This is a genomic window from Pseudomonas sp. zfem004 (genome assembly GCF_032621715.1).
Classification (GTDB): domain Bacteria; phylum Pseudomonadota; class Gammaproteobacteria; order Pseudomonadales; family Pseudomonadaceae; genus Aquipseudomonas; species Aquipseudomonas sichuanensis.
Map to the genome: position 1 here is coordinate 26,768 of NZ_JAVYJF010000009.1, position 23,942 is coordinate 50,709.

Here is a 23,942-nt window from a genome sequence, read left to right on the forward strand (position 1 = left end):
TATCGCGGGGCAAGCCCGCTCCCACGATCATCTGGACTTTTCCCTACTGCTTAGGGCAGTTCAGATCGTGGGAGCGGGCTTGCCCCGCGATTGCGTTGGTTCAGGCCGCCTCGGGCTCGCAGCCCTTCAATACCAGGCGAATGATGGTCTCCGCCGCCGCATCGTAGTCACTGTCGGCCAATTTGGCCTTCCCCGTCACCACGGCAATCTGCCAGTCGAAATCCGCGTAGGTCTGCGTCGCCGCCCAGATGCTGAACATCAGGTGGTGCGGGTCGACGTGGGCGATCTGCCCGCGGTCGATCCAGCGCTGGATGCACTCGATGTTGTGCCGGGCCTGCTCGTTGAGCTGCTCGACCTGGCGTGGCGACAGGTGCGGCGCGCCGTGCATGATCTCGCTGGCGAACACTTTCGAGGCGTGGGGCAGGTCGCGGGAGATGAGGATCTTCGAGCGGATATAGGCGCTCAGCACTTCCTTGGGGTCGCCATCGGCGCTGAACGGCGTTGAAGCCTGCATGATCGGCGCGATGATGCTCTCGAGCACCTCGCGGTAGAGGTTTTCCTTCGACTTGAAGTAGTAGTACACGTTCGGCTTGGGCAGGCCGGCCTTGGCCGCGATATCGCTGGTCTTGGTGGCGGCGAAGCCCTTGTCGGCGAATTCTTCACTGGCCGCGCGCAGGATCAGTTCCTTGTTGCGCTCGCGAATGGTGCTCATTGTCGGGGGTCTTCCTCGTGTATGGCCCCCTCCGTGAGGGGTCCGGCATGGTAGCACCCGCCCCGACGGGCGCTCAAGGCAGCGACTTTCGGCTAGAATCCGCAGCACTCAAAACATGGGATACAGGCAAACATGGCAGGAAGCAGTCTACTGGTACTGATCGACGACATCGCCACGGTACTCGACGATGTCTCGCTGATGACCAAGGTCGCGGCGAAAAAGACCGCCGGCGTGCTCGGTGACGACCTGGCGCTCAATGCCCAGCAGGTTTCCGGCGTGCGCGCCGAGCGCGAGATCCCGGTGGTGTGGGCGGTGGCCAAGGGCTCGATGGTCAACAAGGCGATCCTGGTGCCGGCGGCGCTGTTGATCAGCGCGTTCATCCCGTGGGCGGTGACGCCGCTGCTGATGGTCGGTGGCGCCTACCTGTGCTTCGAGGGGTTCGAGAAGCTGGCGCACAAGTTCCTGCACAGCAAGGAAGAGGACGAGGCGCAGCATGAGGCGCGTAAAGAAGCCGTCGCCGATGCCAATGTCGACCTGGTGGCATTCGAGAAAGACAAGATCAAGGGCGCGGTGCGCACCGATTTCATTCTCTCCGCCGAGATCATCGCCATCACCCTGGGTACCGTCGCCGATGCGCCGCTGACTCAGCAGATCATCGTGCTGTCGGGCATCGCCATTGTCATGACCGTGGGTGTGTATGGCCTGGTGGGCGGCATCGTCAAGCTCGATGACCTCGGCCTATGGATGAGCAAGAAGGCCTCAAGCGTCACCCGGGCCGTCGGCAACGGCATCCTGCGTGCGGCGCCATACCTGATGAAGAGCCTGTCGGTGATTGGTACTGCGGCGATGTTCCTGGTCGGTGGCGGCATCCTGGTGCACGGCATTGCACCGCTGCATCACGCCATCGAGGCGTTCAGCGAAGGGCGGGGCGGGGCATTGACCGGGGCTTTGCTCAATGGAGCGGCGGGGGTCGTCGCCGGGGCGGTGGTGCTGGCGGTGGTTGCTGTCGTGAGCAAGGTGTGGCGGGCGGTAAAGCCGGCAAACTGAAGCGCCTGGTCGGGGCTTGCCCCGGTTCGCCTGTAGGAGCGGCCTTGTGTCGCGATAGGGGCGCGAAGCGGCCCCAGGATCTCGACATCATGCAAAATCACCGGGGCTGCTGCGCAGCCCTTTCGCGGCACGAGGCCGCTCCTACAGGTTATGCACTGGCTTCAGATCAGAAGTGAACCTTGACCAGGAAGCTCATGGTGTTCTGATCAGTGGTGAAGGCGTCGCTGTCCTTGATGCCGTACTTGTTCTTCCAGTAGTCGTACTCGATACCGACGTACAGCTGCTTCTCACCCAGGTGCAGCGCTTTACCCAGGTCGTACTTGATCTGCGGGTTGAAGTGCAGGTTGGCCTGGTAGGTGCCGCGACGGTTCTCGTCGTTGTCCACCACCCAATCCATGAAGCCGTCGATCAGCACGTCGGAATCGCCGACCGGAATGGTGTACGACCACACCGGGGTGATCTGCCACACGTTGTCGCCCGGGCGGCTGCCGTCGGTGGTGCGCTGGTAGAAGTTCAGCTGGAAGTAGTCGAAGCCTGGGATGGCCAGGTCGAAGCCTGGGCCGATCAGGTAGGACTCGGTGTCACCCTCGCCGAACTCGTAGGTCATGGCCAGCAGCACGTCCTTGACCGGACCGAACTCGATCTTCTGGTCGAAGATCTTGCCGAACGACAGGCGTGGGCTGAACTCGCCGTAGTAGGTGTTCGGGCCGTTACTGGCGTCCTTCTTGCCCTGGTAGAAGATCTTGTCGAGGAAGAAGAAGTTGTCGCCGTATTTCCAGCCGTCGGCGTGCTCGAAGGTCACCGTCTGCTGGATTTCGGGGTTGACCTTGAAGTTCTTGCCCCACAGGTAGGTCAGGCTGTTGTTCTGCCACTGCAGCAGGTCACCGGCTTGGCTGGCGCCACAGGCCAGCAGGCCGCCGGCGAGGATCAGGCTATTGATGATGCGCATTGCGTGTGTCGCTCCCTTGATTGGATCTGTTGTCAGCGCTCGGGCGCCGTTTTTTGTCTTTTGAGTCAGCTTTTTTCGATTGGCCACAGCTGTTTGGCAAGAGCTGCGCCAACTTTTCCGGGTTGGCCACAACCATCCTGCTCGACGTCTTGCTGAACGGATGAACATGGTTCTTTCAGGCTGGCAACACGTTGACCAACCGCCCGAATTCATTGACTGAGCGGTCAGCAAACGTGGGCAGGATCCTTCCTGCCCCGATCGAGGGGGCGCGCAGATTACTGGCTTGCGCGCCGGTCCTCAAGTGCTCCGTCCTGGAGCACCGTGTTACAAAGTTGTGCGTTTGGTCAGGTTATCAGAAATGCACTTTGATGAGAGCGCTGGCGACGCTCTGATTGCTTTCCAGGTTGCCGCGGCTGTCGATGCCGTATTTGTCCTTCCAGTAGCTGTACTCGAAGCCCACGTAAAGCTGCTTGGCGCCCAGGTTCAGGGCCTTGCCCAGGTCGTATTTGACCTGTGGGTTGAAGTGCAGGTTGGAGTGGTAGGTGCCACGGCGGGTCTGGTCGTTGTCGGTGACCCAGTCCATGTAGCCGTCGATCAGGATGTCGGAGCGGCCCACGGGAATGGTGTAGGACCAACCGGGGGTGATCTGCCAGACGTTGTCGCCCGGGCGGCTGCCTTCGGTGTTGCGCAGGTAGAAGTTCAGGGTGAAGTAGTTGAAGCCGGGAATGTTCAGGTCGAAGCCGGGGCCGATCAGGTAGGCCTCGTTGTCGCCTTCGCCGCGTTCGTAGGTCATGGCCAGCAGCACGTCCTTGACCGGGCCGAAGCTCAGGTTGCGGTCGAGGATCTTGCCGAACGACAGGCGCGGGCTGAACTCGCCGTAGTAGGTGGTCACGCCTTTGCTCGGGTCGGGCTTGCCGTTGTAGAAGATCTTGTCGACGAACAGGAAGGTGTCGCCGTACTTCCACTTGTTGGCGTGCTCGAAGGTGATGGTCTGCTGGATATCGGGGTTGACCTTGAAATCCTTGCCATACAGGTAGGTCAGGCTTTCGCCGTGCCACTGCAGCCATTCGCCGGCGTGGGAAGGGAGGGTGGCCAGCAGGCTGCTGCCCAGCAACAGCGAGGAAGTGATGCGCTTCATGTTGTGTTTCCCGGACTTATTGTTTTTGTTGGCGGTTTTTTCGGCGCGCAGGCGCCCCGGACGGCCCATTCCGGCGGGCCGACGGTGATGCGGTTACTGCAGGTGGTAAAGCGGGGCGGCAAACGCTGCCGCCCCTGGTCCTCAATGCTGGTGGCAGGCGTCGTTGTGCGCGGCGCGTTCGGCGCCACCGAGGATGTTGAACAGCAGGTTCAGCACCAGGGCGCTGAGGGTGGCCATGGCGATGCCACTGTGGGTGATGGGTTCCATCCACTGCGGCATCTGTGCGAAGAACTCCGGGCGGACCACGGGGATCAGGCCGAAGCCGACGCTGACCGCAACCAGCAACTGGTTGCGACGGTCGGAGATGTCCGCTTCCTGGAGGATCTTGATCCCGGTGGCGGTGACCATGCCGAACATGGCGATGGACGCGCCGCCCAGTACTGCAGGCGGGATCGAGGCGATCAGGAAGGCCGCCTTGGGCAGCAGGCTGAGCAGGATCAGCAAGCCGCCTGCCATCACCGTTACGTAGCGGCAGCGCACTCCGGTCATCTGCACCAGGCCGATGTTCTGGGCGAACGAGGAGTGGGTGAAGGTGTTGAAGAACCCGGCGATGAACGATGCCCCGGCGTCGCACAGCAGGCCGCGGCGCAGCATCCCTGGGGTAACTTCACGGTCGGTGACCTTGCCCAGGGCCAGGAACATGCCGGTGGACTCGACGAAGATGATCACCACCACCAGGCACATCGACAGGATCGGCGCCAGGCTGAAGGTCGGCATGCCGAAGTGCAGGGGGGTGACCACCTGCAGCCAAGGCGCCTCGTTCAGGCCGGACAGGTCGACCATGCCGATGGAACCGGCGAGCACGTAGCCCAGGCCCATGCCCACCAGTACCGAAACGTTGACCCAGAAACCGCGCATGAAGCGATTGATCAGCAGGATCACCGCCAGCACCAGGCCGGCGACCATCAGGTAGATCGGCGAGCCGAAGGTCTCGGCCTCATGGCCACCACCGGCCCAGTTGACCGCCACCGGGAACAGCGAGAGGCCGATGGAGGTGATGACCGTGCCGGTTACCAGGGGAGGGAAGAAACGCACGACCTTGGACATGAATGGCGCGATCAGCATGCCGAAGAAACCGGCGGCGATGGTCGCGCCGAAGATCCCCTGCAAACCGACGCCGGGCATGCCGGCCATGGCCACCATGCTGCCGACGGCGGCGAAGCTGGCGCCCATCATGACCGGCATGCGGATGCCGACCGGGCCGATACCGAAGGATTGGATGATGGTGGCAACGCCGGCGACCAGCAGGTCGGCGTTGATCAGGAAGGCGACTTCCTCGCGGGACAGGCCGGCGGCCTGGCCGATGATCAGCGGCACGGCAATGGCGCCACCGTACATCAGCAGAACGTGTTGCAAACCCACCAGGATCAGCTGGAACAGGGGCAGGGGCTGTCGTGGCGGCGCAACAGGAATGTACGCCTTGGGTGACTCGGACATGCAGCACCTCGAGTTTTGTTTTTATTCTCGGATCCAAGCGGGCGGCTTCACCTGGCAGGCCTGGTTGAGGAGGCTGTGGTTCCCGGGTGAAGACGCACGCTCGATGCTTGCTTGTTGCTTTGAAGGTGAAACAGAGGCCGGCAGTACCGGCCTCATCGCGGGGCAAGCCCGCTCCCACGAGAGTGAGTGGGCGTATCCAGTCAGTTGACCTGGGCGCCTTTGGCGATCCAGTCGCCGACCAGCTTGCGCTCTTCAACGGTCATCTGAGTGATGTTGCCCAGCGGCATGATCTGGCTGGCGACGGCCTGCGCCTGGATGCGCGCGGCCTGGGCCTGGATCTGCTGCGGGGTGTCGAACATCACGCCGGCAGGGGCGGCGCTGAACAGTGGGCTGGTCGGTTTGGACGAGTGGCACACGGTGCAGCGTTCCTGGATGACGGTGTGGATCTTGTCGAAACCACCGGTGGCGGCCTGGGCGGTTGCCGGGGCTTGAGCAGCAGGTGCTTCGGCAGGCTTGGCAGCCTCCTCGGCGCGAAGCTCGGCGGCGGTCTTGCCACCCACGGCCGTGGCTGGCAACGGCTGGTACTCGACCTTCGCAGCAGCCTGCTCAGGGGCAGTCGGCAGCGGCTTGGGGCCGGTCACGTAGGCCAGGCAGATCATCGCCAGGGCGCCGACAGGCAGGGTCCAGGCGTACTTGTTGCTGTCGTGGCGGGTGTTGAAGTAGTGACGGATCAGTACCGCGGCCACCGCGATCCCGGCCAGGATCAGCCAGTTGTACTGGCTGCCGTAGGTGCTCGGGAAGTGGTTGCTGATCATGATGAACAGCACCGGCAGGGTGAAGTAGTTGTTGTGGCGCGAGCGCAGCAGGCCCTTGGCCGGCAGTACCGGATCGGGGGTCTGGTTGTTCTCGATGGCCGCCACCAGCTGGCGCTGGGCCGGCATGATGATGCGGAACACGTTACCGACCATGATGGTGCCGATGATCGCGCCGGTGTGCAGGTAAGCGCCGCGGCCGCTGAATACCAGGCTGAAGCCCCAGCATGCGGCGATGATCAGCACGAACAGCACGCCACCCAGCAGGGCCGGTTTCTTGCCCAGGGGCGAGTCGCAGAGGAAGTCGTAGACGAACCAGCCGGCGATCAGCGAACCGATACCGATGGCCACGCCCTCGGCACCGCTCAGGGTGCTGCCGGGTGCCAGCAGGTACAGGGCCGGGTTCCAGTAGAACACCACGCACAGCAAGGCGATCCCGGACATCCAGGTGAAGTAGGCTTCCCATTTGAACCAGTGCAGGTTCTCGGGCATTTTCGGTGGCGCGAGCTTGTATTTTTCCAGGTGGTAGATACCGCCACCGTGGATGGCCCAAAGGTCACCCGACAACCCATCGCGCGGGTTGCTTCGGTTCAGGTGGTTCTCCAGCCAGACGAAGTAGAACGATGCACCGATCCAGGCGACGCCGGTGATCATGTGAACCCAGCGAATGCTCAGGTTCAGCCATTCGTGAAGGTGTGCTTCCACAGTAGTTACCTCTCGCCGGTCACCACATCGATGACCGACCCTTTCTTATTGGTGGGGATTGAGGATCAACATCTGTTCCTCGGGGAAGTAATGCTCATCGCAGTTGTTGCCAGAACCACTGCGATCAACCACCAGGAAATCATCCCGCTTTTCGATCGTAAGCACCGGGTGGTGCCAAACGCCGCGATGGTAATTGATGCCCTGCCTGCCGTTACTGCGGAAGGCGCGGACCAAGCCTGATACAGGTGCATCGCCAACTGGCGCGACCACGATCAGAAAGGGGTTGCCGAGCAGCGGGATGAAAGCCTGGCTGCCCAGCGGATGGCGTTCCAGCATGCGCACGGTCAGCGGCATTTCCAGCGCGTCGGCGCGGAAGATGCTGATGATCGCCTTGTCCTCAGGCTCGGCGGTCTCGACCGTGGCGAGCTTGTGGAAGCGCATGGTCGAGCCGTTGTTGATCATGAAGTGGTCGCTGCCATCGGTTTCGATCACATCACCGAACGGGGCAAAGGCTTCTTTGGTCAGGGGCTCGATCATCAGGGTGCGCATGCGGTTATCTCTTCTATGTTCGTTGTTCTTGATTTGGGTGGACTAGCTTTTCAGGCCTGGCCCTGGGTACGGACGCGTCACGCACTCGGGCCGGGCCTGGGCTCAATCCTCAAAGCTGCAGCAGGCGGAACAGGGCGATCAGGTTGATCTGCGCCAGGGCTTCCTTGAACTCGGCATCCTTGTCGTTGTGGATGCGCTTTTCGAAGGAGGCGAGGATCTGGTGCCGGTTGCTGCCCTTGACCGCCATGATGAACGGGAACTGGAACTTGGCTTTGTAGGCGTCGTTCAGTTCGGTGAAACGGGCGAACTCCTCGGCGGTGCACTGGTGGATACCGGCACCGGCCTGCTCGTTGGTGCTCGATTCGGTCAACTCGCCCTGTACGGCGGCTTTGCCGGCCAGGTCCGGGTGAGCGTTGATCAGGGCCAACTGGTCGCTGTGGTTGGCGCTGAGCAGGATGTCGCTCATGCGCTGATGCAGCGCTTCGATCTCGTCCAGTTCAGCCAGTTGGCCGAGGTCGTAGGCTTTTTCGGCGACCCACGGCGAGTGCTCGTAGATGTCGGCAAAGGCTTCGACGAAGGCGGCGCGGTCCAGGCTGGACGGTTTGAGGGTGTTGAAGGCGGTCATCAGGCGTTCTCTTTCTTGTACGGGTGGGTGGCGTGCCAGTGGCGGGCGATGTCCACGCGACGGGCGAACCAGACCTGCTCATGGCTCTTGGCGTAATCGACGAAGCGCTTGAGCGCGGCCAGCCGCGCCGGGCGGCCGACCAGGCGGCAGTGCAGGCCGATGGAGAGCATTTTCGGGGCTTCGGCGCCTTCGGCGTAGAGCACGTCAAAGGCGTCCTTGAGGTACTGGAAGAACTGCTCGCCGCAGTTGAAACCCTGTACCTGGGTGAAGCGCATGTCGTTGGTGTCCAGGGTGTAGGGGATCACCAGGTGCGGCTTGCCGGTCGGGTTGTTCGGTTCCCAGTAGGGCAGGTCGTCGTCGTAGGTGTCGCTGTCGTAGAGGAAGCCGCCTTCCTCCATCACCAGGCGCCGGGTGTTCGGGCCGGTGCGGCCGGTGTACCAGCCCACCGGGCGCTCGCCGGTCAGTTCGGTGAGGATGCGGATGGCTTCGAGCATGTGCTCGCGCTCTTGCGCTTCTTCCATGTTCTGGTAGTCGATCCAGCGGTAGCCGTGGCTGCAGATCTCGTGGCCGGCCTCGGCCATGGCGCGGATCACGTCGGGGTGGCGCTGGGCGGCCATGGCCACGGCGAAGATGGTCAGCGGCACGCCGCTATCCTTGAACAGCTTGAGCAGGCGCCATACACCGGCGCGGCTGCCGTATTCGTAGAGCGATTCCATGCTCATGTTGCGTTGGCCCTGCAATGGCTGGGCGGCAACCATTTCAGACAGGAAAGCCTCGGACTCTTTGTCGCCGTGCAGGATGTTGCGCTCGCCACCTTCTTCGTAATTGAGCACGAAGGACAGTGCAATGCGGGCATTCCCCGGCCATTGCGGATGAGGTGGGTTGTTGCCGTAACCGATCAGGTCGCGAGGGTAGTCAGCGCTCACTGCAGTCTTCCTTCTTGTACGTTAGTGCGGGTGGTGGGCGGGCCGCGTCGGGATGTCGCACCACCGGATGGGCTGATTGTATACAACTTCTTAAATACTTTGTAAGCCTGTTTTTCCGCATTTCTTCCCATTTGTCGCCCTGAAACGGCTTGCAAGAAACCTGCCTGATTGGTCAGCTAATGACGGTGATGCCTGCTTGCTGCCTGTCTTTGCGATTGGTGGCCTGTTTTCAGGGGTGAGCGGGCGAGCTGCAAGAAGGGTTTAAAAAATTGTGTACAATTTTTTGAGAAACTGTCTTAATGGCGTCATTCCCGCACACCGCTGGCCCCCGTGCCCGGTGCATGCCGTGTATTTTTTGCCCACGCATACGACAAGAGGCGACAAGCAAATGGGACGTTTGACCACACACGTACTGGACGCCGCGCATGGCTGCCCGGGCAGCTCGATCAAGGTTGAGTTGTACCGTGTCGAAGGCCAGCAGCTGGAGTTGATCAACACCGTGCTGACCAACAGCGATGGCCGCGTCGATGCGCCGCTGTTGCAGGGTGACGACTACCGTACCGGCGTTTACCAGCTGCAGTTCAGCGCTGGCGATTATTACCGCGCTCGCGGCGTGCAACTGCCGGCTGCGGCGTTCCTTGACGTTGTCGTGCTGCGCTTTGGTATCGACGAGCAGCAAGAGCACTACCATGTGCCGCTGCTGATCTCGCCGTACAGCTACTCGACCTATCGTGGAAGCTAGTTGGTCGCTAGAAGAATCTTCGTAGGTCCTTGCCCGCTCTCACACTGGCGGGCTTTTTTTTGCCTGTTTGTAGGAGCGGTGCAATTCCTGTGGGAGCGGGTTTACCGGAGTGCCGGACCACCGCGAAGCAGGCGGCGCGTTGGATGGCACCGGCTCTGCCGGTGTTCGCGGGTAAATCGCAGCGGCGAACCGCCGCTCCCACAGGGTACGCGCGCTTTGACACCAAGCGTTCTAACTGTGGGGGCGCAGCTTGCGATGATTTAAACGCAGGCAGATACGACAAAGGGGCGCCATGCGCCCCTTTGTCGTTTGCTCGTACAGCCCGTTCAGGCCGACATCAGGGCGCGATGCCCGCCGTCCCATTGGCCAGCTTCGGTTGCCGGTAGAGGTCAAGCAGTACCTGGTCCAGCACCTGCGAAGCGCCCCAGGGTTTGGGGTCGTTGAGGATGGCTGCGACCGCCCAGGTGTTGCCATTGCTGTCGCGGCTGAAGCCAGCGATCGCGCGGACGGTATTGAGGGTGCCGGTCTTGATGTGGGCCTCACCGCTCATGGCCGTGCGCTTGAGGCGCTTGCGCATGGTGCCATCCATGCCCACCAGTGGCATCGAGCTTATGAACTCGGCGGCGTACGGGCTGTTCCAGGCAGCCTGCAGCAGTGCGGCCATCTCGCGGGTGCTGACCCGTTCCGCGCGGGACAGGCCCGAACCGTTCTCCATCACCAGGTGCGGCGCAGTGATGCCTTTCTTCGCCAGCCACTGACGCACCACGCGCTGGGCGGCACGGGCATCGTCACCATCGGCGTCGGTGCGGAACTGCGCGCCGAGGCTGAGGAACAGCTGCTGGGCCATGGTGTTGTTGCTGTACTTGTTGATGTCGCGGATCACTTCGACCAGGTCCGGCGAGAAGGCCCGGGCCAGCAGGCGGGCGCTCTTGGGCACGTTCTCGATGCGGTCGCTGCCCTGGATGCTGCCGCCCAGCTCGTTCCAGATGGCCCGCACGGCGCCGGCGGCATAGGTCGGGTGGTCCAGCAGCGACAGGTAAGTCTGCGAGTTGCAGCCTTCAGCCAGTTGGCCGCTGACCGTCACGCTGACGCCGTCGGCCTGGGTCACCGGGTTGTAGCGCACTTCGCCAGTGCACTGCTTGCCCGCCACGGCCTTGACCTGGTTGTCGATGCGGATGCTGGCGATCGGCGGCTCGACCGCCACCGTGACCTTGCCACCGTCGTTGCGGGCGACGAAGCGCAGCGCCTTGAGATTGACCAGCAGCGAATCGGGCTTGACCAGGAACGGCTTGTTGTCGTCGCCGCCGTCGTCATTGAACTGTGGCAGGTTGGGCTGCACGAAATGGCTGCGGTCCAGGACCAGGTCGCCGGTCACGGTGCGCACGCCGTTGGCGCGCAGGTCGCGCATCAGCAGCCAGAGCTTTTCCATGTTCAGCTTGGGGTCGCCACCGCCCTTGAGGTAGAGGTTGCCGTTAAGCACACCGTTGCTCAGGGTACCGTCGGTGTAGAACTCGGTCTTCCACTGGAAGGTGGGGCCCAGCAGCTCGAGCGCGGCATAGGTGGTGACCAGTTTCATGGTCGAGGCCGGGTTCACCGAAACGTCGGCGTTGAACACGGTCGCGGTGCCGGGGCCATTGAGCGGCAGCATCACCAGGGACAGGGCGGAGTCTTGCAGCTTGTTGGTCTTGAGGGCCTGCTGCACCTTGGCCGGCAAGCTGGTGTTGACGGCGGCGGCCTGGCTGGGCAGGGCGAGTGGCAGGAGCAGGCCGGCGAGCAATAGTGGGCGGAACGTCTTGATCATGGATAGATGAACCCTGCAGGCGAGGGAAAAAGAACATGGGGCTGTAAGAATGATGGCCCCAGCACGTAAACGAGTGCGCATTATGCCCCAAGCGCACGTTGTATGCGCCCCGTTCGACACAAATGCGCCGCAGCTCGCCGGAAACTGGTAAAGTGCCGCGCGTTAATACTTGAGAGGATTGTTTCATGGCTACCAACCGTTCCCGTCGCCTGCGCAAGAAACTGTGCGTGGATGAATTCCAGGAGCTGGGTTTCGAACTGAACCTGGGCTTCAAGGAAGACCTGTCCGATGAAGCCATCGATGCCTTCCTCGACGCCTTCCTGACTGAAGCCATGGACGCCAACGGCCTGGATTATGTCGGCGGCGATGACTTCGGCCTGGTCTGCAAGGCTACCCGTGGCTCGGTGGAAGAAGCGCAGCGCGCTGCTGTCGAAGCCTGGCTCAAAGGCCGCAGCGAACTGACCAACATCGAAGTCAGCCCACTGCTGGACGCCTGGTATCCGGAAAAGCCGATCAACCCGGCTTCCTGATCCGTGGCGGCGGTGCCCGAGCGGGCGCCGCTTCACCTTGGCTCGGCCTGGCGGCCCAACTGCCGGGCCAGGGCTTTCTCCACACGGCGCATGTGCCGTGCCAGTGCCTGACGGTACAGTTTCATCTCTGCCAGGGGCAACCCGGGCTCTCCCAGTAGTTCACACGCCTGAATCAACGACCTGGCATCCAGCATTCGCGCCGCGCTGAGGATCTTGTGCGCCTGCGCGGCAAGCGCATCGGCGTCCTGCTGCGGGTCGATGGTCATCAGGATGCCCAGGTCCTGTTGCAGGCTCAGGTGCAAGGTGCCGAGGAGGCGGTCGCGGTCACTGGCGCTGTCGCCGACAATGGCGCTCAGGCCCTGCAGATGGAAGCGATGACCGCACTCGTCGCAGCCTTCCTTGCACGGCCTGGTGTTACGGGCAATGGACGCCAGCCGCTGGCTGAGCACCTGCAAGCCGATGGGTTTGAGCAGGCAGTCGTCCATCCCCGCATCCAGGCACTGCTGGCGCACTTCGGGTTGGGCGTTGGCGGTATAGCCGATCAGGGTGCAGCGTGGCCTGCCGTGCAGGCGTTCCTCTGCGCGCACGGTCCTGGCCAGTTCGTAGCCGTTCATCTGCGGCATGTTGCAGTCAACGATGAGTACGTCGAAACAGCCTTCGCGCCATTTGCGCAATCCTTCGCGGCCATCGCGGGCGCTGTCCTGGCGCAAGCCCAGGTAGTTCAACTGTTGTGCTATCAGCAACAGGTTGGCCGGGTGATCGTCGATCACCAGGATCCTCAGTCGTGGATCCGGGCGCTCGATGTCGCTCGCGTCCTGGGGCCTCGGCTCGACCGGGGCAACGCACTGCAAGGGCATGCGCAGCCTTACCCGTGTACCTACGCCATGCAGGCTCTGCAGGGTCAGTTCGCCGCCCATCATTGCGCACAGGCTTCGGCTTATCACCAGCCCAAGGCCGGTGCCGGCCCGAGCGCCGTCGCTGTAGGGGTTGGCCTGCACAAAAGGGGTGAACAGCTGCTCGAGTTCCTGCTCGTGGATGCCGATGCCGGTGTCGCGGACTTCCATGTCCAGGGTCTGGGTCAGTGGCTCGCCACTGCTGCAGAGTTTGACGCTGATGCTCACCTGGCCCTGTTCGGTGAACTTGATCGCGTTGCTCACCAGGTTCGACAGCACCTGTTTGAACCGCAGCGGGTCGAGCAGCGCATGGCAGCGCGCCTCGGCGGCGATCGCCACTTCGAGCGCCAGGCCTTTTTGTCGGGCCAGTCCGTCGAATACACGTCCGACGGACTCGACCAGCGCTGCCAGCTCCACTGGTTCTGGGGCCAGGGACAAATGGCCCGACTCGATCCGCGCGATGTCGAGGATATCGCCGATCAACCCCAGCAGATCCCTGGCCGAGTGATGGGCAATCTCCAGGGCCGGGCGGTCCAGTTGGCCCTGTTCGGCACGCCGCGAGGCGAGTTCGAGCATGCCGATCAAGGCGTTCATCGGGGTGCGGATTTCGTGGCTGATGGTGGCGAGGAAAGTGCTCTTGGCGCGGTTGGCGTCATCGGCCTGTTGCTTGGCCAGTCGCAGGTCCTGGACCAGGTTGCGGCGTTCGCTGATGTCGATCCAGCCGCCGATGATGCCCTGCATTTCTCCCAGCGAGTCGCGGTAGGGGAGGATCCAATGGTAGATGGTCAGATCCTTGTCCCTCAGCCGCAGAGGGCGATCGAGGATCAAGGGTTTGCCTTGCTCCATCACGCGTCGGTAATCGTCCTGGATCTGCCGGGTGTAGTCGCAGTCGCTGCAACAGGTGTCCTGCAAGCGCTTGCCTATGATCTGCTCGAGACTGGCGCCGACCGCTTGCAGGTAGCTGTCGTTGCAACTTTGCAGGCGCCCTTCGCGGTCACGCACGTACATGGGGTGTGGCGTGCCATTGAGCAAGGCGCCCATGAACTCCAGCTGGTCGTTGAGCGCCCGCTCGGCGCGTTGACGCTGTTTGATCTGGCGGCGCAGCCGGGCATTCCACACCAGTGCCAGTACCAGCAGCACACCGATGACCGCGACCACCTGCAGGATCACCCTGCGGTAATTGCGCCAATAGGCATCGTCGGCAGCGCCGTGATCCCGCCAGCGACTGTTGATCACCCCCAGCTCCTCCGGAGTGATGCTCAGCAGCGCCTTGTCGAGGATCGAAGCCAGTTCGCTGGCCTGGGGCAGGGTGGCCAGCGAGAAGGTCGCAGGCTCGGTGCCGACAGTGGTGCGGATCACCAGGTCGTTGTTGCTGGCCAGCATGTGGTTGGCGTCGATCAGTGTGGCGATCGCGGCATCCACGGTGCCGCTGCCCAGCAGGGCCAGGGAGTAGTAGGTGCTGTCGGTGGCTACCTGATGAATCAATGGGTGCTTGGCATTGAGCAGTGCGGCCACGCTGCTGTCACGGGGTACCGCGACCCGCTTGCCCTTGAGCTGCTTCAGATTGACAGGCTGGTGCTTGCCGTTGCGACTGACCAGCACGTAGGCGCTTTCCAGGTAGGGCCTGCTGAGTTGCAGCGGGTTGCCTGGGCGGGTGTCGGTGGAGTGCGTGGCGATGATGTCGGTGCGGCCGGACTCAAGCTGATCGATCATGTCGCCATCGCCACTGGCGCGGCCAATGTCGAAGCGCAAGCCGGTGCGCAAGCGGATGAGTTCGAGCAGGTCGGCGACGATGCCGCGTAGCCGGCCGTTGCCGTCGAGGAAGGACAGCGGGGCTGCGGTGTCGTTGACCACGACCCGCATCACCGGGTGATTGCGCAGCCAGTTTTCTTCCCGTGTCGACAGCTGCAGCTTGCGATCAGTCAACAGGCTGCCGCTGCTGGCACTCCAGCGCTTGAAGATATCGTTGCGGGTGGCGCTCGACTGGGCGTCGAGGGCGGCGTTGACCAGGGTCAGCAGCATCGGGTCATCGTCACGCATGGCAAAACTGAAACCCACGGCCTCATGCTTGCCGAAGTTGGCCATGCGCAGGCGCGGCAGGTGCCCCTGGCTGATCAGGTAGTGCGTGGAGACCGTGTCGCCGATGAACACGTCGGCCTGCTCGAAGGCCACGGCATTGAGCGCCTGGGTGGAGGACTCGAAGGTCAGCAGCTCGGCCTGGGGGTAGTTGGCGCGGATCTCTTCGGGCGGCAGGTAGTGATAGAGCATGCTCAGGCGCATGCCGTCCAGGCCGGTGTCCAGGGCGCGGGTTTCGTCTTCCCGGGTTACCAGCACGGGTTGGTCGATGGCGTAGGGGCGTGAGAGCGCCAGCCCCTGGGTGGTGGCTTCATAGCCATTGGCGCTACCGAGCAGATCAATGCGCCCGCTCTTGAGCGCCGCGACTGCCGCTGGCCGGCTGGGAAAGCGTTGCACCCGCACTGACAGGCCCAAGGCATTGCCGATCAGGCCTGCGTAGTCGGCGGTCAAGCCCTGGTATTCGCGCCCTCCGCTGGCAATGTCGAATGGTGGGTAGTCAGGTGCGGAAGTGCCGAGTACCAGTTCATGGCGGGTGGCTAGCCAGTTGCGTTGCTCCAGGGTCAGGGCGGGGTGGATCGGGGTCGGTGCCGAGCGGCTGAGCAGGGCGTAGCTTTTACCTACGTCGATGTTCGCGCAGACAGTCGGCATGGGGGCGCCCAGGCTCAGGCACAGCAGCGATATACCGAGGTACTTCCACATCACGACCTCAGACCAGCGCGTTGCGTTTGGCGACGTCGATCAGCTCCACCAGGGTGCTGGCCTGCAATTTGTGCATAAGGCGTTTCTTGTAGGTGCTGACCGTCTTGTTGCTGAGAAACATGCCCTTGGCGATTTCCTTGTTGCTACGGCCTTGAGCGAAGAGTTGCAGCACCATCAGTTCGCGGTCATTGACCTGGCGGAACAACTCCAGTTCTTTGTTGCAGTTTTTTTGCGCAGCGTTGAGTGCCTGGCTGGGGAAGTAGTTATAGCCGGACAGTACCGCCTTGATGGCGCTGAGCAGTTCGCCCAGGTCTTCCTGCTTGCAGACGTAGCCCGCGGCGCCGGAGTGCATGCAGCGAATCGCGAACAGCGCGGGTGATTGTGCGGTCAGTACCAGGACTTTGAGCGGAATGGCCATGGACTGGAAGCGCGACAGCATCTCGAGGCCGTCGAGCTTGGGGATGCTGATGTCGAGGATGACCAGCTCGGGGCGGCATTCACGAATCATCTGCATGGCATCGACACCATTGTCAGATTCGCCCAGGACGTTGTAACCCTGGTTCTCCAGCAACATCCGGATAGCCAGGCGGATAACGGGATGATCGTCGACGATAAAGACTGTTTGCATATTCAACACTCCATGCGGCGAGGCGAAAGCAGTCGGCACATTAGCTCAGTTGAATGATGGCGGGCAGGGATGCTCAGGCTAATTTATGTATATAGGAAATTCCTTACGGCGAGAGCGTGTGTGTGCTACGAAGATTGTGGATTTTTAGGCGGTTTTATTGATTTTTGACGTTTTCTTAGTTACCTCGTGAGTTAATGTTTAAAGTTCTTAGTTTTTGTGGGAAGAGTCTTACAAGTTAGGCGGTGAAGGCAATAACCACACTACCGTCACCGCCCTGGCTCAAGTTGGGCTGGTGCGCCCGGTCATCTCGCAGGCCATTTCACTGGCATAGCTGTCGGTCATGCCGGCGATGAAATCGATCATGCGCAGGAAGGCGCCATGCAGCGAGCCATGTGGATTGGGCGCGTTGTTGCCGATCAAGTCCAGCACGCGCCGGCTCTTGAACGACGGCGTACGCCCGCCATGCTGCTCCAGCGCCGCGCCGCAGAAGGTATTGAGGAGGATCTCCAGGGTGGTGTAGGCGCCGATTTCATGCAGGGTCTTGCGCTTGTCCTGGAAGATCTTCTTGCGTGCCATGTCCTTGGCCTGCAGCACGCAGCGCTGGGCCGGGCCGTGCATGTGCTCGACCAGATCGCCGGGCAGGCGGCCGGCGAGCAGGGCGTCTTGCTGTTCGACGAAGGCTTGCGCGGCGGCGTTGGTCAAGTGTTCGATGGCTTTGCCGCGCAGGATTGCCAGCTTGCGCCGGCGGGATTCGTTGGGGCCGAGCTGGCGGTAGGTTTCCGGCAGGTCATCGCCGACCAGGTCGAGCAGCAGCGCTTCGACTTCGGCGTACTGCAGCAGGTCCATCTCCAGGCCGTCTTCGAGGTCGATCAGGGCGTAGCAGATGTCGTCGGCGGCCTCCATCAGGTAGACCAGCGGGTGCCGGGCCCAGCGTTGGTGTTCGAGCTGCGGCAGGCCCAGCTTGCCGGCGATCTGCTCGAGCAGGGGCAGCTCGCTCTGGTAGCAACCGAACTTGTGCTTCTTGTAGCCCTGCGCGTCGGCATGGCGCGAGGTCCAGGGGTACTTGAGGTAGGTGCCCAGCGTCGCGTAGGTCAGGCGCGTGCCACCGTCGAACTGGTGGTATTCGAGCTGGGTGAGCACACGAAAGCCTTGCGCGTTGCCCTCGAAGTTGAGGAAGTCGGCGCGTTGGTCGTCGCTCATGTCGTCCAGCCAGCCGCGCCCGGCGGCCTGCTGGAACCAGTGGCGGATGGCGTCTTCGCCGGAGTGGCCGAAGGGTGGGTTGCCGATGTCGTGGGCCAGGCAGGCCGACTGCACGATCATCCCCAGGTCGCTGGGCTCGCACCAGTCGGGCAGGGCACCGCGCAGGGTTTCGCCAACGCGCATGCCCAGCGAGCGGCCAACGCAGCTGACTTCCAGCGAATGGGTGAGGCGGGTGTGGATATGATCGTTGCTGGTGACCGGATGTACCTGGGTCTTGCGCCCCAGGCGGCGGAAGGCGCCGGAAAAGATGATGCGGTCGTGGTCCTTGTGGAAGGGGCTGCGGCCGAGCTCTTCAGGGCTGTAGAGGGCTTTGCCCAGGCGTTCGCGGGTCAGCAGGGTGTGCCAGTCCAAGGCTCGATCTCCGGTCGTTGAATCGGCATAGCTTCCTGCGTCTGGCGCGCCCTGGCAAGGGCGCGCACGACGTTCAGGTGCGCCGACCGCCGCTCAGAAACAGGCGGATCAGCGGCGCCAGGCTGGTGCCCAGCTGCAGCAGGCGACGGAGGTTGCCGCTGCGCACGCCTTTGCCAGTGAGAAAGCCCAGCGCGACGATGGCGCCCAGCCCCCACAGCGAGCCGTGCTTGACCCCCAGGCCCTCGCCGAACGAGCTGCCCATGCCGCGCAGGCGGCGAACCGGTTCGAGCACCTGGGTGGTTTCGTGGCTGATCTGCTGGCGGTGCATCTCCATGCGCAGGCGCAGCAGCGCCTTGCGCAGCTCGCGCGGGTTACGGGTGTTTGGCATTTCGGGCAGGTTCATGGCAGCAGGCGCTCCCGGTCCTTGGCCAGTTCTTCGAGCGTGGCGCTGAACGGCGAGGATTCATCGAATACCGCCGCTTTCAGGCGCAGGCCGCAGTACAGCGCGGCGATGCCGTAGAACAGGCACAGGCCGATGATCCCGGCCAGCCGATAGCTGTCCCACAGCAGCACCAGTACCAGCCCGGACAGGGCGGTGAGCAGCAGCAGGGCGAACACCAGCGCCAGGCCGGCGAACAGCAGCAGGCGCAGGGTACGCCCCTTCTGCTCCTGCAGCTCGATGCCGAACAGCTCGATGTGGCTGTGCAGCAGGCCCAGCATCGCGGCGCCCAGGCGCCTGCCGGACGCGCCGGCGCCGATGGCGTCGTTGTCCATGGCGGCTCCTCAGCGCTTGGCCAGCAGGCCGATCAGCAGGCCGACGCCGGCAGCGATACCGATGGCCTGCCAAGGGTTCTCCTGCACATATTGCTCGGCGCTGCCCAGGGCTGCCTGACCGCGCTGGCGTACCGAGTCCTGGGTCAGTTGCAGGGTTTCACGGGCCTGGGTCAGGCGCTCGTGGATCTGTTCGCGCAGCTCGTCGGCCTGGTCGCCGGCCAGGTTGGCGGTGTCGGCGAGCAGCTTCTCGGTGTCGCGGACCAAGGCCTGGAAGTCAGCCATCAGTATGTCTTGAGCAGTCTTTGCCGATTTGCTGGCCATGTGGGCCTCTCCCTGTGGATGTGTGTGGCTATTTCGAGTGATGGCGGGCGCGGAAGGTTCAGCACGATGTGCTGGTACAGCGCTTGCTTATGTTCGAGGCGCGCTCGCAAGCGTGCGCGCCGAAACCGTGCAACCGCCCTGCGGATGACGCTAAACCTTAACCCAATCCACGACAAACCCAAGAAAAAACCACGCAGGCGTTCACCCGCTCACAGAAGTGGGGCAGGCGCCTGGCACCGATTCGGTGCAGGGATGCCGGTTCTTGAACTGTCCTGGTGCCTTTTTGCAGGCCTGCCTCTACATGGAAAACATGCACAGCGCGATGGACTCCCTGGTCCATGGCTCCAACACCCTGTTCATCCTCATGGGCGCCATCCTGGTGCTGGCCATGCACGCCGGCTTCGCCTTTCTCGAAGTCGGTACCGTGCGCCACAAGAACCAGGTCAACGCCCTGTCGAAGATCCTCAGCGACTTCGCCATCTCGGCGCTGGCGTACTTCTTCATCGGTTACTGGATCGCCTACGGCGTGACCTTCTTCCAGCCCGCGGCCGTGCTGGCCAACGATCATGGCTATGCGCTGGTCAAGTGCTTCTTCCTGCTGACATTCGCTGCTGCAATCCCGGCGATCATCTCCGGCGGCATCGCCGAGCGTGCGCGGTTCGTCCCGCAGTTGTGCGCCACGGCGCTGATCGTGGCGTTCATCTACCCCTTCTTCGAGGGGGTTGTGTGGAATGGCAACTTCGGCTGGCAGGCCTGGCTGCAGGCCCGTTTCGGTGCACCCTTCCATGACTTTGCCGGCTCCGTGGTGGTGCATGCCATGGGCGGCTGGCTGGCGCTGGCGGCGGTGATCCTGCTGGGCGCACGCCGTGGCCGTTATCGCGATGGCCGGCTGGTGGCGTTCGCGCCGTCGAGCATTCCGTTCCTGGCACTGGGCTCGTGGATCCTGATCATCGGCTGGTTCGGCTTCAACGTGATGAGCGCGCAGACACTGCAAGGGGTGAGCGGCCTGGTGGCGATCAACTCGCTGATGGCCATGGTTGGCGGCACCGTGTCGGCGCTGGTGGCCGGGCGCAACGACCCCGGCTTCCTGCATAACGGCCCGCTGGCAGGCTTGGTGGCGGTCTGCGCCGGTTCTGACCTGATGCACCCGATCGGCGCGCTGGCCACCGGCCTGATCGCCGGCGGCCTGTTCGTCTGGTGCTTCACCGCGGCGCAGAACCGTTGGAAGATCGACGATGTGCTCGGTGTCTGGCCGCTGCACGGTGTGTGCGGGGTGTGGGGCGGTATCGCCTGTGGCGTGTTCGGCCAGGCGGCGCTGGGTGGCCTGGGGGGCGTAAGCCTGGTCAGCCAGTTGCTTGGCAGCTTGGCTGGTGTACTGGTAGCGCTGGCCGGTGGTTTTGTCGTGTATGGCCTGATCAAGGCGGTACACGGCCTGCGCCTGAGCCATGAACAGGAGTTCCAGGGCGCCGACCTGTCGCTGCACCGCATTGGCGCCACCAGCCAGGATTGATCCGGCGCAGGTGCGCGATGGCAAGCACGGACCTAGAATAAGCATCCCTCAACTGCGATTTCCGGGTTTGCCCCATGCTCCCTGAATGCCAGCTGTTCGGCACCCTTGGGTGCCATCTGTGTGAAGTGGCCGAGGCCATGTTGATGCCGTTCGTCGAGCATGGCTTGCTGGTCGAACTGGTCGATATTGCCGACGACGAGGCGCAGTTCGAGCGCTACAGCCTGACTATCCCGGTATTGCGCCGTTGTGACACCGGGGCCGAGCTGAACTGGCCCTTCGATGCCGAGCAGGTGGTGGCCTTCCTGCGCTGAGGCGCGCATTGACGACGGCGTGGCCCGCTCCGTATGCTGTATATAAATACAGTATCGAGGTGAAGCCATGCTCAATGTCGAGCAACTCAAGTACAGCATCAACCACATGGCCCCGGAGCGTGTGTGCGACGCCGTGCTGGAACTGCGCCTCGACGGCATCGTCACCGATGAGCAGACGCCGTTCGGCAAGGTCCATTTCAATACCTGTTTCGCCGAGATCGAGGCATTGTTCCAGCGCGCCGGCTTTCACCGGCCGCTGGACGTGGTTGGCTACCAGGGCCTTAGCTACGCCTTGTTCGACCCCGGTCGCTGGGATGCGGTGCAGGTGCTGCGCTGGCTCAAGGCGCGCTGCGAGCCGGCCGGCGAGGCTGGTTGCGCCGCGCAGGCTGGGGGATAATGCCCGGCTCCGATCAGCAGAGCCCGACGATGACCACGCCTTTCAACCCTGCCCACCTGCAAGCCAGCACGGTATGCCTGCCGCCCGGGCGCTGGGCGACAGTGCTCGATTGCCTGTGCGATCACTTCAAGGGCATCGACCGTGAGCAGTGGCTGGACCGTTTCGCCCGGGGGCGGGTGCTGGACGCACAAGGTCAGGCGATTGCCGCCGACCTTGCCTACCGCCAGGGCATGCGCCTGCATTACTTTCGTGAAGTACCCAACGAGAAGCCAATCCCGGTACAGGAGCAGATCCTGCACATGGACGAGCATCTGGTGGTGGCGGACAAGCCGCATTTCCTGCCCGTGACGCCCACTGGCGAGTATGTCGAGCAGACCCTGCTACGCCGTTTGATTCGCCGGCTGGACAACCCGCACCTGGTGCCCCTGCACCGCATCGACCGCCACACCGCAGGGCTGGTGTTGTTCTCGGCCAACCCGCAAACCCGCGGTGCCTATCAGCGGTTGTTCCCCGAGCGGCGCATCGACAAGCACTACCAGGCCATCGCCGCTGCGCTGCCGCAGCATGATTTCCCGTTGGTGCGTTGCAGCCGCCTGGTGCATGGCGAGCCGTTCTTCCGCATGCATGAAGTGCAGGGGGCCGATAACAGCGAAACCCATGCCTGTGTGCTGGAAAAGAACGGTGGGTTGTGGCGCTATGGCCTGTCGCCGGTGACGGGCAAGACCCATCAGTTGCGGGTGCACATGGCAGCGCTGGGGGCGGGGATCTGCAACGACCCGTTCTATCCGCAGCTGGTCGATGAACAGGATGACTATGAGCGGCCATTGAAGCTACTGGCCCAGAGCCTGCGCTTCGAGGATCCGTTGACAGGGCAGGAGCGGTATTTCGAGAGTCGGTTGACGCTCGACTGGTAAAAGCATCGCGGGGCAAGCCCGCTCCCACAAATCTGGCACTCTGCACAGGATTCGTGGGAGCGGGCTTGCCCCGCGATGGTTCTTTCAGGCTTTAGCGGTTGAAGCGCTCCACCAGCGAGTACTGCGTGCCAGCGGTGCTGGTCAGCTCTTCGCTGAGCAGCGCCGAGCGCTGGGCCTGGCCGGCGGTCTGGTCGGCCAGGTCGGCAATGGTGCTGATGTTGCGGCTGATCTCTTCGGCCACCGCGGTCTGCTCTTCGGTGGCGGCGGCGATCTGGGTGGCCATGTCGGTGATGTTGGCGACCGCTTCGCTGATGCCCACCAGCGCCTCGTCGGCTTGCATGACCCGCTCGACACCCTCCTGGGCCTGGCGGTGGCCGGTTTCCATGGTCTGCACCGCGTTGTTGGCGGTTTGCTGCAGCTTGGCGATCAGGCCGTGGATCTGCCCGGTGGACTCGGCGGTGCGCTGGGCCAGCTGGCGAACCTCGTCGGCAACCACGGCAAAACCGCGGCCCATCTCACCGGCACGGGCTGCTTCGATGGCGGCGTTGAGCGCCAGCAGGTTGGTCTGGTCGGCAATGCCCTTGATCACATCGACCACGCCACCGATCTCGTCGCTGTCCTTGGCCAGTTGCGTCACGGTCAGGCCAGTTTCGCCCACGGCAGCCGACAGGCGTTCGATGGCGTCACGGGTTTCGCCGGCAATGTTGCGGCCCTGGCTGGTCAGGCGGTTGGCTTCCTGGGTGGCATCGGCGGTGCGCTGAACGTGGTTGGCCACTTCCTGGGTAGTGGCGGCCATCTGGTTGACGGCGGCGGCCACCTGCTCGGTTTCCACGCGCTGGCGCTCCAGGCCCGACGAGCTCTGGTGGGCCAGGGTGTCGGACTGGCGGGCCTGGTCGCTGAGCTGTTCGGCGCTGTCCTGCAGGCGGGTCAGGCAGGTCTTCATCCGCGCGTCCTGGCTGAGCATGGCCATTTCCAGGCGCGCCTGGACGCCGCGGCTGTCGGTGTACATCTGCGCGATCAGCGGGTCGGACGTGCTCTGTTCGGCCAGGCGCAGCAGGCGCTTGAGGCCGCGCTGCTGCCAGCTCAGGCCGAGCAGGCCCAGCGGCACCGACAGGCCGGCGGCCAGGGCGAAGCCCCAGGAGTGGCCGAGCCAGTTGCCGATCAGGAAGCCGACCTGGCTGATCAGGATGAACGGCAGCCAGTCCTGCAGCACCGGCAGCCACTGGTCGCGGCGCGGGATCGCCGACTTGCCCTGGTTGATGCGCTGGTACAAGGCTTCGGCGCGGCGGATCTGCTCGGCGGTGGGTTTGACCCGCACCGATTCATAGCCCACCACCTGGTTTTTCTCGAACACAGGGGTGACGTAGGCGTTGACCCAATAGTGGTCGCCGGACTTGCAACGGTTCTTGACGATGCCCATCCATGGCAGGCCTTGCTTGAGGGTCTGCCACATATGGGCAAACACCGCAGGCGGTACGTCGGGGTGACGCACCAGGTTGTGCGCCGCGCCCATGAGTTCCTCGCGGGAGAAACCGCTGATCTCGACGAAGGCATCGTTGCAGTAGGTGATCACGCCTTTGGCATTGGTCGTGGAGATCAACCGCTGTTGGGCAGGGAAAGTCCGTTCTCTCTGGGTAATCGGCTGGTTGTTACGCATTGGCTGTTCAATCCGCAAGGCTTTCGACAGGTATCGGCAAGCCGCTGGTTTTATTGAATGAATATTTAACTGGCATTGATCTGGGGCAACGGATGAACATCGCAGTTGTGCTTTAAGC

Annotated in this window: 23 protein-coding genes; 7 read left to right on the top strand and 16 right to left on the bottom strand. The window is 63.1% G+C overall.

From position 1 onward, the window contains the following. Nucleotides 1–100: 100 nt before the first annotated feature. Complete coding sequence (locus RTH46_RS11675) at nucleotides 101–712, bottom strand: TetR/AcrR family transcriptional regulator (RefSeq protein ID WP_110993592.1); 612 nt, start codon at nucleotides 710–712, stop codon at nucleotides 101–103. A gap of 132 nt (nucleotides 713–844) precedes the next feature. On the opposite strand from RTH46_RS11675, the gene RTH46_RS11680 reads away from it, so the two are divergent. Further along, entirely contained in the window at nucleotides 845–1,759 is a 915-nt protein-coding gene (locus RTH46_RS11680) for a DUF808 domain-containing protein (RefSeq protein WP_316905750.1), read from the top strand. Nucleotides 1,760–1,925: 166 nt separating this feature from the next. Here the strand turns inward: RTH46_RS11680 and RTH46_RS11685 are convergent, their stop codons facing one another. The 7 genes from RTH46_RS11685 to puuE form a co-directional block, all read right to left on the bottom strand. Next, nucleotides 1,926–2,708, bottom strand: coding sequence for an outer membrane protein OmpK (locus tag RTH46_RS11685; protein ID WP_153785167.1), 783 nt, complete (start codon nucleotides 2,706–2,708; stop codon nucleotides 1,926–1,928). A gap of 352 nt (nucleotides 2,709–3,060) precedes the next feature. Further along, nucleotides 3,061–3,846 carry an outer membrane protein OmpK gene (locus RTH46_RS11690; RefSeq protein ID WP_125463333.1) on the bottom strand — a complete coding sequence of 262 codons (786 nt, stop codon included), beginning with the start codon at nucleotides 3,844–3,846 and terminating at the stop codon, nucleotides 3,061–3,063. A 141-nt stretch (nucleotides 3,847–3,987) separates the two neighbouring features. Beyond that, entirely contained in the window at nucleotides 3,988–5,343 is a 1,356-nt protein-coding gene (locus tag RTH46_RS11695; protein WP_153785166.1) for a nucleobase:cation symporter-2 family protein, read from the bottom strand. Nucleotides 5,344–5,543: 200 nt separating this feature from the next. Then, a complete protein-coding gene (locus tag RTH46_RS11700; RefSeq protein ID WP_153785165.1) occupies nucleotides 5,544–6,860 on the bottom strand; it encodes a urate hydroxylase PuuD in 1,317 nt (438 codons plus the stop codon). A gap of 45 nt (nucleotides 6,861–6,905) precedes the next feature. Then, nucleotides 6,906–7,409, bottom strand: coding sequence for an ureidoglycolate lyase (locus RTH46_RS11705; protein ID WP_046856488.1), 504 nt, complete (start codon nucleotides 7,407–7,409; stop codon nucleotides 6,906–6,908). Nucleotides 7,410–7,518: 109 nt separating this feature from the next. Further along, nucleotides 7,519–8,034, bottom strand: coding sequence for a 2-oxo-4-hydroxy-4-carboxy-5-ureidoimidazoline decarboxylase (uraD, locus tag RTH46_RS11710; RefSeq protein ID WP_153785164.1), 516 nt, complete (start codon nucleotides 8,032–8,034; stop codon nucleotides 7,519–7,521). Further along, complete coding sequence (puuE, locus tag RTH46_RS11715; RefSeq protein ID WP_125463336.1) at nucleotides 8,034–8,960, bottom strand: allantoinase PuuE; 927 nt, start codon at nucleotides 8,958–8,960, stop codon at nucleotides 8,034–8,036. Before puuE ends, uraD begins: the two co-directional genes overlap by 1 nt. A gap of 388 nt (nucleotides 8,961–9,348) precedes the next feature. Between puuE and uraH the strand changes: the two genes are divergently transcribed. After that, nucleotides 9,349–9,702, top strand: a complete 354-nt coding sequence (uraH, locus tag RTH46_RS11720) for a hydroxyisourate hydrolase (protein WP_110993583.1) — start codon at nucleotides 9,349–9,351, stop codon at nucleotides 9,700–9,702. Nucleotides 9,703–10,039: 337 nt separating this feature from the next. Here uraH and dacB read toward each other — a convergent pair whose 3' ends face one another. Further along, nucleotides 10,040–11,503, bottom strand: coding sequence for a D-alanyl-D-alanine carboxypeptidase/D-alanyl-D-alanine-endopeptidase (gene dacB, locus RTH46_RS11725; RefSeq protein ID WP_153785163.1), 1,464 nt, complete (start codon nucleotides 11,501–11,503; stop codon nucleotides 10,040–10,042). 185 nt (nucleotides 11,504–11,688) lie between these two features. Between dacB and RTH46_RS11730 the strand changes: the two genes are divergently transcribed. After that, nucleotides 11,689–12,033: a YggL family protein gene (locus tag RTH46_RS11730; protein ID WP_110993580.1), complete on the top strand. Its 345-nt coding sequence runs from the start codon at nucleotides 11,689–11,691 to the stop codon at nucleotides 12,031–12,033. A gap of 32 nt (nucleotides 12,034–12,065) precedes the next feature. Here RTH46_RS11730 and RTH46_RS11735 read toward each other — a convergent pair whose 3' ends face one another. The 6 genes from RTH46_RS11735 to RTH46_RS11760 form a co-directional block, all read right to left on the bottom strand. After that, nucleotides 12,066–15,650: a transporter substrate-binding domain-containing protein gene (locus RTH46_RS11735; RefSeq protein ID WP_316905817.1), complete on the bottom strand. Its 3,585-nt coding sequence runs from the start codon at nucleotides 15,648–15,650 to the stop codon at nucleotides 12,066–12,068. 58 nt (nucleotides 15,651–15,708) lie between these two features. Beyond that, nucleotides 15,709–16,329, bottom strand: coding sequence for a response regulator transcription factor (locus RTH46_RS11740; RefSeq protein WP_153785161.1), 621 nt, complete (start codon nucleotides 16,327–16,329; stop codon nucleotides 15,709–15,711). 279 nt (nucleotides 16,330–16,608) lie between these two features. Continuing rightward, nucleotides 16,609–17,940, bottom strand: a complete 1,332-nt coding sequence (locus tag RTH46_RS11745; protein WP_153785160.1) for a deoxyguanosinetriphosphate triphosphohydrolase — start codon at nucleotides 17,938–17,940, stop codon at nucleotides 16,609–16,611. Nucleotides 17,941–18,013: 73 nt separating this feature from the next. Next, nucleotides 18,014–18,343: a hypothetical protein gene (locus tag RTH46_RS11750; protein WP_153785159.1), complete on the bottom strand. Its 330-nt coding sequence runs from the start codon at nucleotides 18,341–18,343 to the stop codon at nucleotides 18,014–18,016. Then, entirely contained in the window at nucleotides 18,340–18,714 is a 375-nt protein-coding gene (locus RTH46_RS11755) for a phage holin family protein (protein ID WP_110993575.1), read from the bottom strand. The genes RTH46_RS11750 and RTH46_RS11755 overlap by 4 nt, the downstream gene beginning before the upstream one ends. Before the next feature lie 9 nt (nucleotides 18,715–18,723). Then, entirely contained in the window at nucleotides 18,724–19,035 is a 312-nt protein-coding gene (locus RTH46_RS11760; protein ID WP_153785158.1) for a YqjD family protein, read from the bottom strand. A gap of 301 nt (nucleotides 19,036–19,336) precedes the next feature. Here RTH46_RS11760 and RTH46_RS11765 point away from each other — a divergent pair, with 301 nt between their 5' ends. From RTH46_RS11765 to RTH46_RS11780, 4 genes are all read left to right on the top strand, one after another. Next, nucleotides 19,337–20,545, top strand: a complete 1,209-nt coding sequence (locus RTH46_RS11765) for an ammonium transporter (RefSeq protein WP_125857981.1) — start codon at nucleotides 19,337–19,339, stop codon at nucleotides 20,543–20,545. A 74-nt stretch (nucleotides 20,546–20,619) separates the two neighbouring features. After that, entirely contained in the window at nucleotides 20,620–20,856 is a 237-nt protein-coding gene (locus tag RTH46_RS11770; RefSeq protein WP_153785156.1) for a glutaredoxin family protein, read from the top strand. Between the two features lie 67 nt (nucleotides 20,857–20,923). After that, complete coding sequence (locus tag RTH46_RS11775) at nucleotides 20,924–21,253, top strand: transcriptional regulator (protein ID WP_110993572.1); 330 nt, start codon at nucleotides 20,924–20,926, stop codon at nucleotides 21,251–21,253. A 29-nt stretch (nucleotides 21,254–21,282) separates the two neighbouring features. Next, the gene (locus tag RTH46_RS11780; RefSeq protein WP_153785155.1) at nucleotides 21,283–22,167 is read left to right on the top strand and encodes a pseudouridine synthase; all 885 of its coding nucleotides are present in this window, start codon (nucleotides 21,283–21,285) and stop codon (nucleotides 22,165–22,167) included. Between the two features lie 91 nt (nucleotides 22,168–22,258). Here the strand turns inward: RTH46_RS11780 and RTH46_RS11785 are convergent, their stop codons facing one another. After that, nucleotides 22,259–23,824 carry a methyl-accepting chemotaxis protein gene (locus RTH46_RS11785; protein WP_153785154.1) on the bottom strand — a complete coding sequence of 522 codons (1,566 nt, stop codon included), beginning with the start codon at nucleotides 23,822–23,824 and terminating at the stop codon, nucleotides 22,259–22,261. Nucleotides 23,825–23,942 lie beyond the last annotated feature (118 nt).

Excerpts from the sequence above, each read along its gene's own strand:
- RTH46_RS11675 (WP_110993592.1), bottom strand. The coding sequence starts at position 712 with ATGAGCACCATTCGCGAGCGCAACAAGGAACTGATCCTGCGCGCGGCC.
- RTH46_RS11680 (WP_316905750.1), top strand. The coding sequence starts at position 845 with ATGGCAGGAAGCAGTCTACTGGTACTGATCGACGACATCGCCACGGTA.
- RTH46_RS11685 (WP_153785167.1), bottom strand. The coding sequence starts at position 2,708 with ATGCGCATCATCAATAGCCTGATCCTCGCCGGCGGCCTGCTGGCCTGT.
- RTH46_RS11690 (WP_125463333.1), bottom strand. The coding sequence starts at position 3,846 with ATGAAGCGCATCACTTCCTCGCTGTTGCTGGGCAGCAGCCTGCTGGCC.
- RTH46_RS11695 (WP_153785166.1), bottom strand. The coding sequence starts at position 5,343 with ATGTCCGAGTCACCCAAGGCGTACATTCCTGTTGCGCCGCCACGACAG.
- RTH46_RS11705 (WP_046856488.1), bottom strand. The coding sequence starts at position 7,409 with ATGCGCACCCTGATGATCGAGCCCCTGACCAAAGAAGCCTTTGCCCCG.
- uraD (WP_153785164.1), bottom strand. The coding sequence starts at position 8,034 with ATGACCGCCTTCAACACCCTCAAACCGTCCAGCCTGGACCGCGCCGCC.
- uraH (WP_110993583.1), top strand. The coding sequence starts at position 9,349 with ATGGGACGTTTGACCACACACGTACTGGACGCCGCGCATGGCTGCCCG.
- dacB (WP_153785163.1), bottom strand. The coding sequence starts at position 11,503 with ATGATCAAGACGTTCCGCCCACTATTGCTCGCCGGCCTGCTCCTGCCA.
- RTH46_RS11730 (WP_110993580.1), top strand. The coding sequence starts at position 11,689 with ATGGCTACCAACCGTTCCCGTCGCCTGCGCAAGAAACTGTGCGTGGAT.
- RTH46_RS11735 (WP_316905817.1), bottom strand. The coding sequence starts at position 15,650 with ATGCCGACTGTCTGCGCGAACATCGACGTAGGTAAAAGCTACGCCCTG.
- RTH46_RS11740 (WP_153785161.1), bottom strand. The coding sequence starts at position 16,329 with ATGCAAACAGTCTTTATCGTCGACGATCATCCCGTTATCCGCCTGGCT.
- RTH46_RS11750 (WP_153785159.1), bottom strand. The coding sequence starts at position 18,343 with ATGAACCTGCCCGAAATGCCAAACACCCGTAACCCGCGCGAGCTGCGC.
- RTH46_RS11755 (WP_110993575.1), bottom strand. The coding sequence starts at position 18,714 with ATGGACAACGACGCCATCGGCGCCGGCGCGTCCGGCAGGCGCCTGGGC.
- RTH46_RS11760 (WP_153785158.1), bottom strand. The coding sequence starts at position 19,035 with ATGGCCAGCAAATCGGCAAAGACTGCTCAAGACATACTGATGGCTGAC.
- RTH46_RS11765 (WP_125857981.1), top strand. The coding sequence starts at position 19,337 with ATGGAAAACATGCACAGCGCGATGGACTCCCTGGTCCATGGCTCCAAC.
- RTH46_RS11770 (WP_153785156.1), top strand. The coding sequence starts at position 20,620 with ATGCTCCCTGAATGCCAGCTGTTCGGCACCCTTGGGTGCCATCTGTGT.
- RTH46_RS11775 (WP_110993572.1), top strand. The coding sequence starts at position 20,924 with ATGCTCAATGTCGAGCAACTCAAGTACAGCATCAACCACATGGCCCCG.
- RTH46_RS11780 (WP_153785155.1), top strand. The coding sequence starts at position 21,283 with ATGACCACGCCTTTCAACCCTGCCCACCTGCAAGCCAGCACGGTATGC.
- RTH46_RS11785 (WP_153785154.1), bottom strand. The coding sequence starts at position 23,824 with ATGCGTAACAACCAGCCGATTACCCAGAGAGAACGGACTTTCCCTGCC.